The following is a 14,761-nucleotide window of genomic DNA, read 5'->3' as shown; positions in this document are numbered from 1 at the left end:
ATGACGAGGCGGGTCGCAAGTCTGATCATGTCAGTCTGCGTTGCTTTTGCGATGTGGACGACGCTGGCGGTCGCGTCACTTCTGATGTGGAAATTCCTCCGGGATTATTCCGGATGAATGGGTCCATGATGGGCCAGGCCGCCTTTGCGAAAGTGGAGGCGGCCAATCGCCGGTCAGTCAGCTCGGGAGAGGTATCCATCAATCCACAAAGAATGGGTCTTTCGGTAGATTGGGCGGATTATAACCGCCGCCCTCCATACGGATGCGTACCGAACTGTGCAGCATGGCTCTCTCTGGAATAAAACGACGATCCCGGAACGGGATATAAATCGAGCGACTATCGCCCCGCTTGCGCCATGAGTTTTCAGGTACGCGACGAGGAAGATACTCCAGCGGTTTCCAGCCGAGGCTCATGGAATCGTGCAGGTCTGCTGTTGCGTTCAGGCTGACATATCTGTTGCTACGTTGTCCTTTGACAATATCTTCAACGGTTTGGGTTCGATAAAGCAAGCCCGTTGGTTCGGTCTCTCTGATCATCCATTCGAGTGGAATCTTGACTTGACCGCTGTCCGGCTCAGGATAGCCGCCGCCGACATCGCCATGCACGCCCGCAAACCAGGTGTTGTAGGCATAATCCAGGAGGTTGAGATGCTGACGGCTCATCAGGCCGAGCGCGTGGATGAAGCCAGCTAAAACCCTTGCGGAATACGCTCCGCGGCTAAATCCGAATATGTAAATGCGGTCACGATCCGTGTGACTGCCATTCGTGTCTTTTGTCCCAGGATCGTAATTCTCGATGAGAAAACGGTAAGCTTCCTTGATGTTCTGGTCCATGCCCCAGCCAGTGGCCAGTCCCCAGATCTCGATCGTATTGCGATAAACCTTCGACCAGGCATTGCTGGCGCCGAATGTGCCTACGCCGGGATCGTAATAGACGATCTGCTGTTCCGACCGCTCCAGCGCTCCAAAGAGGCGCAGAATATTGGTGCGATCCGCTGAAATCTCGTTCGATGTGCCATCGAACAGAATGACGATGTTCTTCGACATGAAATCCCCTCAACTTAGTTAAATCAAGTTAGGGTGCATTTTATTTATTTGCAACTGAAGGTTTTGTTTTTGGTCGCTACATGCCTTGCATGTATCGCCGTATAGCTTTGGTATCAGCGGCGCTTTTTTATGGTCGAGAGCACGGTTTCCAGCCGGTCTAAATTCTGCTCATTGGCGGCAGAGAGAAATTTCTCGATATCGCGATTGTCCTGGGTGTCTTCGAAGGACATGCGCCAGGTAAGGCGTGTTCCGTTTTCATCGTCGTGGTAGCCGATCTCAAGGCCGAATGCGTGCATCGGTCCGTGATGAAACGCAGCAATACGCTCATCCTGCAGGATCTCGTCGAACGTCCAATGATTCTCGAAGTCGGTGTCGCTGGAGGATGTCATGACGATCACCCATGTGCCGCCATCGACGAAGTCGAATTTCTCGATGCGGTTGGTGAAGCCGTGTGGTCCCCACCACTTTTCCAAGAGTGTCTTATCTGAAAAAGCTCTGAACAGCGTGGCGCGGTCCGTGGCGAAGACACGTTCGTTTTCGATGACAAGCGAGCGGTTCACATGATCGACCATGGTCTTCCTCCGTACCTACATCGGTTAGTCAAGTCACCGACCAGGTAGATAGCGGAGCGAAAAAGAGCCGGTCAACAGGAATGCTGGCCGGCTCGTATATTGCTCAGAAGTAGGCCTGCAGCGGGCGAACTTCGAGATTGCCGGCTTTCAGCGCCTTGATTGCCATGGCTGCGGCTTCGGCACCTGCCATGGTCGTGTAATAAGGCACCTTTTGCATCAGGGTGGCGCGGCGCAGCGATTTCGAGTCGGAGATCGCCTTGTTTCCGTCGGTCGTGTTGATGACCAACTGGACCTGACGGTTACGAATGGCATCCTCGATATGCGGACGGCCTTCCAGTACCTTGTTGATCTTGGTGGCCTCGATACCGTTTTCTGCCAGGAAGCGCTGGGTGCCACCGGTCGCGAGAACCTTGAAGCCGATTTCGGTAAGGATCTTGATTGCCGGCAGTACGCGATCCTTGTCAGAATCGCGGACGGAAACGAACACCGTCCCTTCGCGCGGCAGTTCCACGCCGGCGCCGAGCTGCGATTTGGCGAATGCCAGCGCGAAGTCGGTGTCAAGGCCGATGACTTCACCGGTCGAGCGCATTTCCGGGCCGAGCAGCGTGTCGACGCCGGGGAAACGCGCGAACGGGAAGACAGCTTCCTTGACGGCGATATGCTTGAGGTTGCGCGGATCCGGCTTGGTGCCGTAGGCGCTGAACAACGGATCGAGCTTTTCGCCTGCCATGGCGCGGGCTGCGATCTTGGCAATCGGTGCACCGATCGTCTTCGCCACGAAGGGGACCGTACGCGAGGCGCGCGGGTTGACTTCGAGAACGTAGACCGTGCCATCCTTGATGGCGAACTGGACGTTCATCAGGCCGACGACATTGAGCGCTTTGGCCATTGCCTTGGCCTGGCGTTCCAGCTCGTCGATCATTGCTCCGGAAAGCGTGCGCGGCGGCAGCGAGCAGGCACTATCACCCGAATGGATACCGGCTTCCTCGATATGCTCCATGATGCCGGCGATGAAGACGTCCGTGCCGTCGCAGAGGCAGTCGACGTCGACTTCGATCGCGTTCGACAGATAGCTGTCGAAGAGGAGCGGGTTCTTGCCGAGCAGGGTGTTGATCTGGCCGGTCTTGTCATTCGGGTAACGCTGCTTGATGTCTTCCGGAACAAGTTCGGGAACCGTGTCGAGCAGGTAGGTCTGCAGCTGGCTTTCCGAATGCAGGATCTGCATGGCGCGGCCACCCAGAACATAGGAGGGGCGCACGACCAGCGGGAAGCCGATCTCGGAGGCGACGGTGCGGGCCTGTTCGACCGAATAGGCGATGCCGTTGTTCGGCTGCGTCAGGTCAAGCTTCATCAGCAGCTTCTGGAAGCGGTCGCGGTCTTCGGCCAGGTCGATCATGTCGGGCGCGGTGCCGAGGATCGGGATGCCGTTCTTTTCCAGCGCTTCGGCAAGCTTCAGTGGGGTCTGGCCGCCGAACTGGACGATAACGCCGACGACTTCGCCCTTTTCCTGTTCTGCCCGAAGGATCTCGATCACGTCTTCGGCCGTCAGCGGTTCGAAGTAGAGGCGATCGGACGTGTCGTAGTCGGTCGAGACGGTTTCCGGGTTGCAGTTGATCATGATCGCTTCATAGCCTGCATCCTTCAGCGCGAAGGCGGCGTGGCAGCAGCAATAATCGAACTCGATGCCCTGGCCGATACGGTTCGGGCCACCGCCGAGGATGACGACCTTCTTGGCGGTGGAGACTTCAGCTTCCGAGCGCAGTTCACCGACGAAAGGCGTCTCGTAGGTCGAGTACATATAGGCGGTCGGCGAAGCAAATTCGGCGGCGCAGGTGTCAATACGCTTGAAGACCGGGCGTACGTTGAGTGCGTTACGATGTTCGGCGACTTCCTTCGGGCGCTTGTGGGTGAGCGAGGCGAGGCGGGCGTCGGAGAAGCCCATGGCCTTCAGCATGCGCAGGTTTTCGGCATCCGCCGGCAGGCCATGCTCGCGAATGCGAGCTTCCATGTCGACGATCGCCTTCAACTGGGCGATGAACCACGGGTCGATCTTGCAAGCTTCGTGGACTTCGTTTTCGGTCATGCCGAGGCGCAGCGCCTGGGCGACCTGGCGCAGACGGTCCGGCGTCGGGGTGCCGATCACAGCGCGGATGGCATTGTGGTCGTCACCTTCGCCAAGGCCGGGGATCTCGATCTCGTCGAGGCCGGTCAGGCCGGTTTCCATACCGCGCAGGGCCTTCTGCAGCGATTCAGCAAAAGTACGGCCGATCGCCATGACTTCGCCGACAGACTTCATCGCGGTGGTCAGGACCGGCGAGGCACCCGGGAATTTTTCGAAGGCGAAACGCGGGATCTTGGTGACGACATAGTCGATGGACGGTTCGAACGAGGCCGGCGTCGCGCCGCCGGTGATGTCGTTGTCCAGTTCGTCGAGCGTGTAGCCGATGGCGAGCTTAGCCGCGACCTTGGCGATCGGGAAGCCGGTGGCCTTCGAAGCCAGAGCCGACGAGCGCGAGACGCGCGGGTTCATTTCGATGACGACGAGACGGCCGTCAGCCGGGTTGACGGCGAACTGTACGTTCGAGCCGCCGGTTTCAACGCCGATCTCGCGCAGGACCGCGATCGAGGCGTTACGCATGATCTGGTATTCCTTGTCGGTCAGCGTCAGGGCCGGCGCGACGGTGATCGAGTCGCCCGTGTGGACGCCCATCGGGTCGATGTTTTCAATCGAGCAGATGATGATGCAGTTATCCGCCTTGTCGCGGATGACTTCCATTTCATACTCTTTCCAGCCGAGGACCGATTCTTCAATCAGCACTTCGGTAGTCGGCGAGGCGTCGAGGCCGGAGCCGACGATCTCGAAGAATTCCGAGCGGTTGTAGGCAATGCCGCCGCCGGTGCCGCCGAGGGTGAAGGACGGGCGGATGATGGCGGGCAGGCCGACGACGTCGAGCGCCTGGGCGCCGATCGCCATGGCATGTGCCATGTAGCGCTGCTTGCGGTCGCTCTCACCTAGATTCCACTGGTTTTCAAGCGCATCAAGCGCCTTATCCAGTTCGGCGCCGGAAAGCTTGCCCTTCAGTTCCGCGCGGGCAGCCTCGTGCTTCTTGCGGTCGGCATCCTTGATTTCTGTGGCGTTGGCGAGCATCGACTTCGGTGTCTCGAGGCCGATCTTTGCCATCGCCTCACGGAAGAGGGCGCGATCTTCGGCCTTGTCGATGGCTTCCGGCTTGGCGCCGATCATTTCGACATTGTAGCGATCAAGCACGCCCATCCGCTTCAGGGACAGCGCGGTGTTGAGCGCGGTCTGGCCACCCATGGTCGGCAGCAGTGCGTCCGGGCGTTCCTTGGCGATGATCTTGGCAACGACTTCCGGCGTGATCGGCTCGACGTAAGTTGCGTCGGCGAGGCCCGGATCGGTCATGATGGTTGCCGGGTTGGAATTGACCAGGATGACCCGGTAGCCTTCTTCCCTCAGCGCCTTGCAGGCCTGGGTGCCGGAATAGTCGAACTCACATGCCTGACCGATAACGATCGGACCCGCGCCGATGATGAGGATCGATTTGATATCTTGGCGCTTTGGCATGGTCTCTATCCGCTCTTTGTCTGCGCGAAAAACCGGCACGGGGCGTGGGTAGCTCCGGTCGGGTCACGTGCGCATCATTTTTCTGGCTAGACGCGGCTTATAGGCAAATGTGCGGCCTATGAGAACCCCATAAATCGGCAAATCGACAGGAATCGTGGTGGATTGAAGCCGCGGGTATAATCGAAAGTTAATTACTCGGGAATACTTGAGTCTCCGGGGTATTTTCAGAATTCTGGATTGTTTTTTGACTGGGGGCCAAGTCATGTCTGCAGGATATCTGCGATCAATTCCGATTTTGACTGCTGTTGATGTGCTCAAGCGCCTGCGTTCCGATGCTTATTTCTATATTATAACGTTATTATACACTTTGCTCGCCATCTATTTGGCGTGGTTTGGTGGCTTTTTTCCTATGTTGTCGCACGATCTCTACTTTGGTCAGTGGACAAAGGTGTTTCTGATCGTCATGCCGGTGATCGCGATCTCCTTCGACTTGTTTTGGCTGGTGCATCGCTTCGATCGCCGGCGTAGACTGGCTTTCCGTCGGATTTTTTCGGCGAAGAGAATGGCTGGGCTGATTTCCGGCGTCTTGCTGCTGGGAGGACTGATGTTCTTTCAAGGCAGCTTCACGTCAATCAAGAACATGTTGCCTGCCTTGCGAGGTGGGTTCATCGATGATCGTGCTCAAGCGGATATAGATGCGTGGCTGCATTTCGGCGTCGATCCCTGGATCTTGCTCCATTCGGTGCTTGGGCAGGACTGGGCCAGGAGCGTCATCGAATTCAACTACAACGTTCTCTGGTTCATTCTGTGCTTCGGCGCCCTGTTCTTCGTTGCCACGTCGCCATCGGCTGACGGGATCAGAAAACGTTATCTGCTGCTTTTCGCTTTCGTCTGGATCGGCTGCGGCAATATTCTCGCGGGGCTGTTTCTGTCGGCAGGGCCGGCCTTCTATGGTGCGGTCGTCGGCGACCAGGCACGGTTCGCCGGCCTCATCGCTTTCTTGAGCCGAGGCGACGGAGGGAGTTCTGCTGCCGAATACCAGACCTATCTTTGGGCACTGCATGAGAGGGGCAGCGCCGGTTTGGGCAGCGGTATTTCCGCCTTTCCGAGCATTCATGTCGGCCTGATCACGCTGAATGCGCTTTTCCTCAACGGCTACTCCCGCCGTCTCGGTGTGGTCGCCTTCGCCTATGTCGCATTCATCCAGATCAGTTCAGTTTATCTCGGCTGGCATTACGCGATTGATGGTTATGTCTCGATGACTATGGTTGTCGCAGCATATTACGCTTTGATGGCGTTCCTGAAGCGTCGGTGGGAGCGGACGCATCCCACTGTGACCGTTCCTTCATTGCCGGTTGCGTCATAGCGGCTTTCTTGCCGGAAGACGTATTACGTAACCGTACCGCTCGTGGCATGGCTGGCATGGACAGCCGAACTCACCGGTACTATTCCTGCCGTTCATCAAGAACACATGCGGCAGGAACTTCGGACGGCAGCGTCCGCTGGCCGGGAGAGAATTTCATGGCTGATGCAACATCAAAGCCGACAGCAAGCGCTGCGGCAGAAAAGACAGTGCTGCCGATCATTCTGGCGGCGAGTTTCTGCCATATGCTCAACGACATCATGCAGTCGATGATCTCGGCTATCTATCCGATGCTGAAGGCGGACTTCCATCTGGACTTCTGGCAGATCGGCATCCTGACACTTGCATTCCAGTGCACCGCTTCGCTGCTTCAGCCGGTCATCGGGATTGTCACGGACAAGAAGCCCTATCCCTATTCGTTGCCGGTCGGCATGGCATCGACCTTCTTCGGCTTGCTCCTGCTTGCATGGGCGCCGACCTACGGAATTCTGGTGGCTGCTGCCGGTCTTGTGGGCATCGGTTCGGCCGTCTTCCACCCGGAGGCCTCGCGTGTCGCGCGGCTAGCCGCGGGCGGGCGTTACGGTTTTGCGCAGGCAACCTTCCAGGTCGGCGGCAATTTCGGCCAGTCGATCGGGCCGCTGCTTGCCGCCTTCATCATCGTGCCGATGGGGCAGGGCAGTGTCGGATGGTTCTCCGCCATGGCGCTTCTCGGCATCATCGTCCTGACCTGGATCGCCCGCTGGTACAAGGCGCATATGGCCGCCAACAAAGGAAAGAAGAAGGCTCTCGGCGCCCATAACCTGTCGAAGAACACGGTCGTCATCGCGCTTGTCGTGCTGACCATCCTGACCTTCTCGAAGAACGCCTATATGGCGTCGATCAGCAGCTATTACACCTTCTTTGCGATCGAGCGGTTCGGCGTTTCGGTGCAGATGTCGCAGATCATGCTGTTCGTATTCCTCGGTGCAGTGGCACTCGGCACCGTTGTCGGCGGTCCGATCGGCGACCGGTTCGGCTCGAAAGTGGTGATCTGGGTCTCGATCCTTGGCGTGTTGCCGTTCACGCTCGCCATGCCTTACGCAAACCTGCCGCTGACGATCATCCTCTCGGCTATCATCGGCTTCATCATGGCCTCATCCTTCCCGGCGATCATCGTGATGGCGCAGGAGCTGGTGCCCGGTCGTGTCGGCATGATTGCCGGCATCTTCTTCGGTATCGCCTTCGGTGTCGGTGGTATCGCGGCGGCAGTGCTCGGCGTGCTGGCGGATAGCCACGGGATCATCTTCGTCTACGGCGTCTGCTCGTTCCTGCCGGCGATCGGATTGCTGACGGTGTTTTTGCCGAGCAAGAAGCAGCTGCAGGTGGCGTGAGGGCATTTCGCCAATCCCTCATCGCCTTTCCTCGCCGTTGCGCTATATTGTCCTTTCTTAATACATGAAGCCGTCGAGGAGTGGGCAATATGGAATGGAAGGGTCGCCGGCAGTCGGACAATGTCGAGGATCAGCGCGGGGCTTCCATGGGAGGGAGCCCGTTCGGTCGCGGCGGGATGCGTATCCCGATCGGGGGCGGTCGAAGAGGCGGCGGTGGCCTCAGCATCGGCGGCATTGTCGTCGTGCTGATCATCTGCTGGATCACCGGCATCAACCCGCTGACGCTGCTTTCAGGCGGCGATATCGGCTTTGATGGCGATGGCAGCTCGCAGCAGACGCAACAGGGCACGCCGGCCAATGACGAGATGACCGCCTTCGTGCGCACGGTTCTCGCCGATACTGAAGACACATGGTCGGAAATCTTCAAGTCTTCCGGACAGGCATATCAGGATCCGACACTTGTGCTCTTTTCGGGCCAGGTGCGGTCGGCCTGCGGCTTTGCCTCATCGGCGTCTGGACCGTTTTATTGCCCGGGAGACCGCAAGCTCTACCTCGACACGACATTTTTCAACGAACTCTCGCAGCGCTTCGGTGCTTCCGGCGATTTCGCCGAAGCTTATGTGATCGCGCATGAAGTCGGCCATCACGTTCAAAACCTGATCGGCGTGCTGCCGAAGTTCAACCAGATGCGCCAGCGGATGAGCGAGACCGAGGCAAACCAGATGTCTGTACGCGTCGAGCTGCAGGCGGATTGCTTTGCCGGCGTGTGGGGCAAGCGCACTGATCAGAAGGGCTTTCTCAGCCAGGGCGACCTCGAGGAGGCGCTCAATGCCGCGCAGCAGATCGGTGACGATACGCTGCAGAAGCGGACGCAAGGGTATGTCGTGCCGGAAAGCTTCAACCACGGTACCTCCGCCCAGCGGATGCGCTGGTTCAAGCGCGGTTTCGACAGCGGCGACATGAATTCCTGCGATACGTTTTCGGGGGATGTCTGAGGGGCTGCAGACACATATTTTCACGCAGCAGATGCGGCCCTGCCGGGTGGCCGGCGGGGTGATTTCTATGCGGGAGTGGGGGCAGGCGTCGTCTGTAATGGTTTGGTGGTAGGCATTTGCCTGCCCCGACCGTTTGCTGCTTTCCGTGCGAGACTTGTCAATTCCCGTCTTTCCGGCATTCGCGGCCATCATCGAAAACCGGGTTCAGACCCGTTTTAGGACTTCCGGTTCGCGAACCCGGTTTCCCGCCCGATGACGTGATGATTGTAGCGGATGCTTGCGAGGCGAGGATGAAAAACGCGCTGCATTTCCGCAAAAGACTGAAATTGCCGGCATGTTTTTTCGCCGAAACCGAAATGATCCCCGATCAGGTCAGTTAGGGTTATGCTTTTCGGTTCGGTTGCCGGATGTGGCGTCAGACGTCATTGCTGATCAAGAGTGCCGTCCTGGATCCACCGGTTGCGACCATTCCTCTTGGCTGAAAGCAAGGCGCGGTCTGCCCGTTCCAATACGGTCGATATGGTGCCGGCTTGCGGGGATGTCGAAATGCCAAGAGAAATGGTGACGGGATCGAGCAGGCGTCCACGATATGACACGGGGGAGCTTTCGACGGATTGCCTCAACTGCTCGGCGATCTTCTCGGCATCTTCCGCGGTCAATCCCGGCAAAAGGACGGTGAATTCCTCGCCGCCGAACCGAAACACGTCGCCCTTGCCGGTCACGACTTCCGACAGAATACGCGCGACATATTGCATGACAGCATCCCCGGCATCATGACCGAACTGATCGTTGAAGCGCTTGAAGTGGTCGATATCGATCATCAGGCATGCAAGCGAGGCGCCGGGGTCTTCGACAAGCCGATTGAGTGCCTCATCGAGAGAGCGGCGGTTCATCAGTCCCGTCAGCGCATCGCGTTTCGCCATGCCAACAAGGCGTTGCCGAAGCTGCAGGTTGGCGACCGCAAGGCCGACGTTTTCCGCCAGCAGCTCGAAATAGAGGCGATCGGCAGGTGAGGCGTGATTGTGGACAGACGTTTCGAGATAGAGGAGCCCCACGATCTCTCCCAGCGCAGTGAGCGGGATGCAAAGATTGCTGTTTTCGGCCATGTGGATGTGGTGGCAGATGACGTCGTCACCATCAGGCTCGCTGAAATGCGGACGGCCACGCCGCAGCGCCCAGCAATCGTCGATCGAAAAATGCAGTTCGGATGCGGCGGGATCAGACCACTGTCCCAAGGAGTGAAGGGTCGATCCCTGTTCCTTCAGGATGAACAGGTGGCCGGCGGCATCCGGAAAAATCTGCGGCATGAAGCGCGAGACGACATCCGAAAGTTCCTCCTGGTTCTGGCAGGCCTGCACCCGATGCATCATCTGCAACATCAGGTCCTTCATGCGCTGATCCTTGCGGCGTTCGGCGTCGAGGCGCTCCCTTTCCAGGCCATTGTTGCGGAAAATCTGGATGGCGTGGTTCATTTCGCCGATCTCATCCCGCCTTCCGTCGTCCAGAACCTCGACATCGTAATCCTGGCGTGCCAGCCGGGTGACGACGTTGCTCATCCTGATCAGCGGCAGCGCCACGCGCCGGCTCAGGACAAAATAAAGCACCGCCAGAAACATCAGCGCCGTCAAAACCAGCATGGATTTCGCGATGTTGCCGAAGAAGTCGCTTCGGGCCTTGGCTGCATCAACCGCGACCTGCGAACGTGCGGTAACACTGGCTCTCACCGCTTCGACTTGCTTCAAAAGCTCTGTGTGCAGGCGATAATGCTCGTCACCAAATAGAGTCTGCTGAGCGTCATTCTGCCGGCCAGCACGATAGGCGCTGATGGCTTCCTTTTCGATCGCGTCGATAGCATCTGCCGCATTTCGGATGCGGTCGAACATCGTCTTTTCTTCCGGCGAGAGGCCGAGGCTGGACAGCTTTGCGATACTGCCTTCAAGATGTCCTTCCTGATCGTCATCCACGTAGAACCGTGCCAGATGCTGTTCATCGCCGCGCATCACATAAAGGCGCGCCTCGTCTGTGCGGCTCTCGGCGATGACCGCCAGTTCTTCCGCCAGATCATCCAACTCAAGATGTTGCTGGATCGCCGTGCGCTCCTGCGACGCGCTTCTCGCGGACAATATGAAGGTGGAGGCCGATATGGCCGTGAGAACGAGGGTTACCGCATAGGCAAGATGTGTGATCGTACTCAGTCGCATCCTGAACCGCCATCTGTTCGCCGACGCAGAATGTTTCACAACGTCGGGCAAGGGTATTGCGCGCCCATTTTAATTCGTCGTGATAAACGGGAAGTCAACGATTGCAGATCTACCTGAGATGGTGCGGCGGATCAGCACCTCGTTGCCGTCATCTCATGCGGTTCAAACGACGGCGTTCAGTCGGATATCAGCGGATCAGCAGCGCCGTTGCGTATAGTCCGAGTGCGAAAACCGTGTGGGCGACGAAGTTCAGCAGCCTTACCTTCTTCGGGTTAGGCGCTTTCGATGCCGCCCAGCCGAGGCCCATGCCGGGCTGCATCAGGAACCAGCCAGCGCCGATCGTCACGATGCCGAGAACCCAGGCGGGCAGGAACGTTGGGGAGCGCATCCAGTCCGGTCCCATGATCAGGACAAGAATGACACCGTAAAGGATGCCGACGGCATAGTGGCCGATCCAGCCAAGTGCCAGTTCATGACGATAAGGTTCTGCGGTTGCAATGCTGTCGTGGAAGACCTTGCCCTTTGCCAGATGCCGGAACCAGCGGCCTGCGGGCGCCCAGTTCGGCTTGGGCTGCTGGTAGACGAAATGCAGGACAAGCGCCCAGATATCCATAAGCACCGTTGCCCCGATGCCGATCAATATGCCCTGCCAAATCAACTCAATCATTACGCTCGCCCCCTGATTGCCGAAGGATATAGGCGCGATTCCGTCATCGCCCGCATCAGAAATTTTGAGATGTTCCTGTATTGTTCCGATTTTCTTTTTCCGTTATGTAGTCGTCCCGGCGATCCGATCGTCTTTTCCAGGTGAGATGTTGAGAGAGGCATTCGATGCTCGAACCTAAATCCGTGCGCCGTGGCCTATTTCTCGTCTTCGTCATTCTGTTTCTGGATGTCATCGGTATCGCGATTATCATGCCGGTCCTGCCGGCCTTCCTGCAGGAACTGACAGGGGATGATGTCAGCGCTGCTGCGATCGACGGTGGTTGGCTTCTGCTGATTTATTCGGCGATGCAGTTCCTCTTTGCGCCGCTGATCGGCAATTTGTCCGATCGCTTCGGGCGTCGGCCGATCCTGCTCATCTCGGTGCTGACCTTTGCCATCGACAATCTTATCTGCGCCGCCGCGACCAGTTTCTGGATGCTTTTCATCGGCCGTGCGCTGGCCGGATTTTCAGGCGGCAGTTTTGCCACCTGTTCCGCCTATATCGCCGATATCAGTAACGACCGCACGCGGGCACGCAATTTTGGCCTGATCGGCATCGCCTTCGGGGTTGGCTTCACGATCGGGCCTGTGATCGGCGGCCTGTTGGGAGAATTCGGACCGCGTGTACCGTTTCTGGGGGCGGGTCTGCTGTCTCTCGCCAACTTTGTCGCGGCATGGTTCCTGCTGCCGGAAACACTAGAGCGGCACAATCGGCGGGCTTTCGACTGGCGACGTGCCAATCCGCTTGGGGCGCTGCGCCAGATGCGCCACTATTCCGGTGTCGGCTGGATATTGCTGGTGATGTTTCTCTACTGGCTTTCTCACGCCGTTTATCCGTCCGTCTGGTCCTTCGTCTCGACCTATCGCTACGGCTGGAGCGAGGCGCAGATCGGATTGTCGCTCGGCCTGTTCGGCATTTGCGCGGCGCTGGTCATGGTGTTTGTCCTGCCTCGCCTCATTCCGGTTCTCGGCGAGTGGCGAACGAGCGTGCTCGGGATCTGTTTTTCCTGTCTCGGTCTCGCCGGCTATGCCTTCTCCTGGGAAGGCTGGATGGTCTATGCCGTCATCCTGTTGACGACGATCGAGAATGTTGCCGATCCCGCGCTGCGCAGCATCGCCTCGGCCAAGGTGCCGCCGTCGGCGCAAGGGGAATTGCAGGGTGCGATGACGAGCATGACCAGTCTCACGACCATTATCGGGCCGGCCATATTCACCCAGCTTTTCAGCAGGTTCACCGGGGAGGGCGCGATCGTCGAATTTGCCGGTGCGCCCTACCTGATGGCGGCCATCTTCATGGCGTGCGCAGCGATCGTGTTCGTTGCGCGCATATCGCGAGATACCTCTGCCGCTCGCGCGATCCATCAGGTTTCGTGAAGTAAGTCGCACAAAAACTGCTGGATGGACCACCAGCCTTGCCCGGAAAACCTGCCGCCTTTATAGGCAAAGTGCTGCGCCGCTGACCATTTTCTGGAAGCGGCCTTTTCTTTTATCGAGGTTTGAAATGTCGAGTTCGCTCAACACGGTCGCAATCGAAAGCCGGGAAAGCTCGTGGGCGGGACATCTGCGCGCCACGTTTGCTCTTGGGATCCCGCTTGTCGGCGCGCAGCTGGCGCAGATGGCGATCCATACGACCGACGTCATCCTCGTTGGCTGGCTCGGTACCACGGAGCTTGCGTCCGTCGTTATCGCGACACAGGCGTTTTTCATTGTCTTCATCTTCGGCACGGGCTTTACCAGCGCCGTCATTCCGCTCGTTGCGCAGGCCCTCGGCCATAATGACAAGGTGGGTGTCAGGCGTGCGGTTCGCATGGGGCTTTGGGTCGTCATCGCCTATTGCGCCCTGATGGCGCCGATCCTCTGGTTTTCCGAGCCGATCCTGCTTGCGCTCGGCCAGGCGCCGGATGTGGCGGCGAATGCCCAGGGTTATCTGCGCATCGCGCAATGGGGCATGTTCCCGGCGCTCGGCCTGTTCGCGATCCGCAGCTTCGTGACCGGGCTCGAGAAGGGCAGCATCGTTCTCTATGTCACGCTCGGAATGTTCGCGATGAACTTCGTGGTGGCCTATCTGACGATCTTCGGCCATTTCGGCGCACCTCGGCTTGGTATCTACGGTGCAGCCCTTGCGGCCGTCTGCGCCAATCTTACCGGCTTCATCATCATCATCGCCTATGTGCAGATGCATGAAGCGACACGAGCCTACGAGATATTCGTGCGTTTCTGGCGCCCTGACTGGCCGATCATTCGCGAGGTACTTGTCCTCGGTCTTCCGATCAGCTTCACCATTCTCGCCGAAACCAGCCTGTTTGCGGCCGCATCGCTGCTGATGGGAATGATCGGCAAGCTGGAGCTTGCGGCCCATGGTATCGCGCTTCAACTGGCGTCGATCGCCTTCATGATCCCGCTGGGGCTGGCGCAGGTGGCGACCGTTCGTGTCGGACTTGCAAACGGTCGCGGTGATGATCTCGGGGTGAAACGGGCAGGGATCGCGGTTCTTGTCGTCAGCGTCGTTTTCGCGATCGTTGGCAGCATTCTTTATGCGGCGTTCCCGTTCTTCTGGGGGGGGCTGTTTCTGGATACGACTCAACACGATGCCGCTGCCGTGCTGGCGCTTGCCGCGCCGCTGATCGTGATTGCCGGGGCATTTCAGTTGGTTGATGGTCTGCAGGCAGTCGGCGCCGGGCTGCTGCGCGGTCTCAAGGATACGAAAATCCCGATGATCCTTGCGCTGATCGCCTATTGGCCGATCGGTTTCGTCTGCGCCTATGTCTTTGCCTTCCCGCTCGGTCTCGGCGGCAAGGGTGTCTGGTTCGGCTTCGTGCTGGGACTTGCCGCTGCCGCTATCTTCCTATGCGTTCGTTTCTGGATGCTGGTGAAGCGCCAAAAAGAAATGGCCCGCTGAAAGCGGGCCATTTGAAAGTCTCA

General features: G+C 58.4%; 10 protein-coding genes. 5 read left to right on the top strand and 5 right to left on the bottom strand.

Annotated features, from left to right (window positions below):
• Positions 1 to 198: 198 nt before the first annotated feature.
• The 3 genes from ACI3K0_RS02165 to carB form a co-directional block, all read right to left on the bottom strand.
• On the bottom strand, positions 199 to 1,047 hold the full coding sequence (locus tag ACI3K0_RS02165; protein WP_404944845.1) for a phospholipase effector Tle1 domain-containing protein: 849 nt from the start codon (positions 1,045 to 1,047) through the stop codon (positions 199 to 201).
• Between the two features lie 113 nt (positions 1,048 to 1,160).
• Positions 1,161 to 1,619: an SRPBCC domain-containing protein gene (locus tag ACI3K0_RS02160; protein WP_183821417.1), complete on the bottom strand. Its 459-nt coding sequence runs from the start codon at positions 1,617 to 1,619 to the stop codon at positions 1,161 to 1,163.
• A 103-nt stretch (positions 1,620 to 1,722) separates the two neighbouring features.
• The gene (carB, locus tag ACI3K0_RS02155; RefSeq protein WP_183821418.1) at positions 1,723 to 5,205 is read right to left on the bottom strand and encodes a carbamoyl-phosphate synthase large subunit; all 3,483 of its coding nucleotides are present in this window, start codon (positions 5,203 to 5,205) and stop codon (positions 1,723 to 1,725) included.
• Between the two features lie 205 nt (positions 5,206 to 5,410).
• Between carB and ACI3K0_RS02150 the strand changes: the two genes are divergently transcribed.
• The 3 genes from ACI3K0_RS02150 (at position 5,411) to ACI3K0_RS02140 (ending at position 8,933) form a co-directional block, all read left to right on the top strand.
• Positions 5,411 to 6,571 (top strand): phosphatase PAP2 family protein, encoded by a 1,161-nt coding sequence (locus tag ACI3K0_RS02150; protein ID WP_404944844.1) that lies wholly within the window; start codon positions 5,411 to 5,413, stop codon positions 6,569 to 6,571.
• A 155-nt stretch (positions 6,572 to 6,726) separates the two neighbouring features.
• Positions 6,727 to 7,938 carry an MFS transporter gene (locus tag ACI3K0_RS02145; protein WP_148147535.1) on the top strand — a complete coding sequence of 404 codons (1,212 nt, stop codon included), beginning with the start codon at positions 6,727 to 6,729 and terminating at the stop codon, positions 7,936 to 7,938.
• 89 nt (positions 7,939 to 8,027) lie between these two features.
• The gene (locus ACI3K0_RS02140; protein ID WP_183821420.1) at positions 8,028 to 8,933 is read left to right on the top strand and encodes a neutral zinc metallopeptidase; all 906 of its coding nucleotides are present in this window, start codon (positions 8,028 to 8,030) and stop codon (positions 8,931 to 8,933) included.
• Positions 8,934 to 9,355: 422 nt separating this feature from the next.
• On the opposite strand, the gene ACI3K0_RS02135 is transcribed toward ACI3K0_RS02140, so the two are convergent.
• Positions 9,356 to 11,134, bottom strand: coding sequence for a diguanylate cyclase (locus ACI3K0_RS02135; protein ID WP_183821421.1), 1,779 nt, complete (start codon positions 11,132 to 11,134; stop codon positions 9,356 to 9,358).
• Positions 11,135 to 11,321: 187 nt separating this feature from the next.
• Positions 11,322 to 11,801: a DUF2938 domain-containing protein gene (locus ACI3K0_RS02130; RefSeq protein ID WP_183821422.1), complete on the bottom strand. Its 480-nt coding sequence runs from the start codon at positions 11,799 to 11,801 to the stop codon at positions 11,322 to 11,324.
• Positions 11,802 to 11,965: 164 nt separating this feature from the next.
• On the opposite strand from ACI3K0_RS02130, the gene ACI3K0_RS02125 reads away from it, so the two are divergent.
• Together ACI3K0_RS02125 and ACI3K0_RS02120 are read left to right on the top strand one after the other, a co-directional pair.
• Positions 11,966 to 13,213 (top strand): TCR/Tet family MFS transporter, encoded by a 1,248-nt coding sequence (locus ACI3K0_RS02125; RefSeq protein WP_404944843.1) that lies wholly within the window; start codon positions 11,966 to 11,968, stop codon positions 13,211 to 13,213.
• A gap of 127 nt (positions 13,214 to 13,340) precedes the next feature.
• A complete protein-coding gene (locus ACI3K0_RS02120) occupies positions 13,341 to 14,738 on the top strand; it encodes an MATE family efflux transporter (protein ID WP_148147540.1) in 1,398 nt (465 codons plus the stop codon).
• Positions 14,739 to 14,761 lie beyond the last annotated feature (23 nt).

Origin of the sequence: Rhizobium sp. ZW T2_16 (assembly GCF_044987325.1) — a bacterium.
Taxonomy (GTDB): Bacteria; Pseudomonadota; Alphaproteobacteria; order Rhizobiales; family Rhizobiaceae; genus Neorhizobium; species Neorhizobium cellulosilyticum.
The sequence above is the reverse complement of the archived record's forward strand: the minus strand, read 5'-3'. Positions and strand labels throughout refer to the sequence as shown.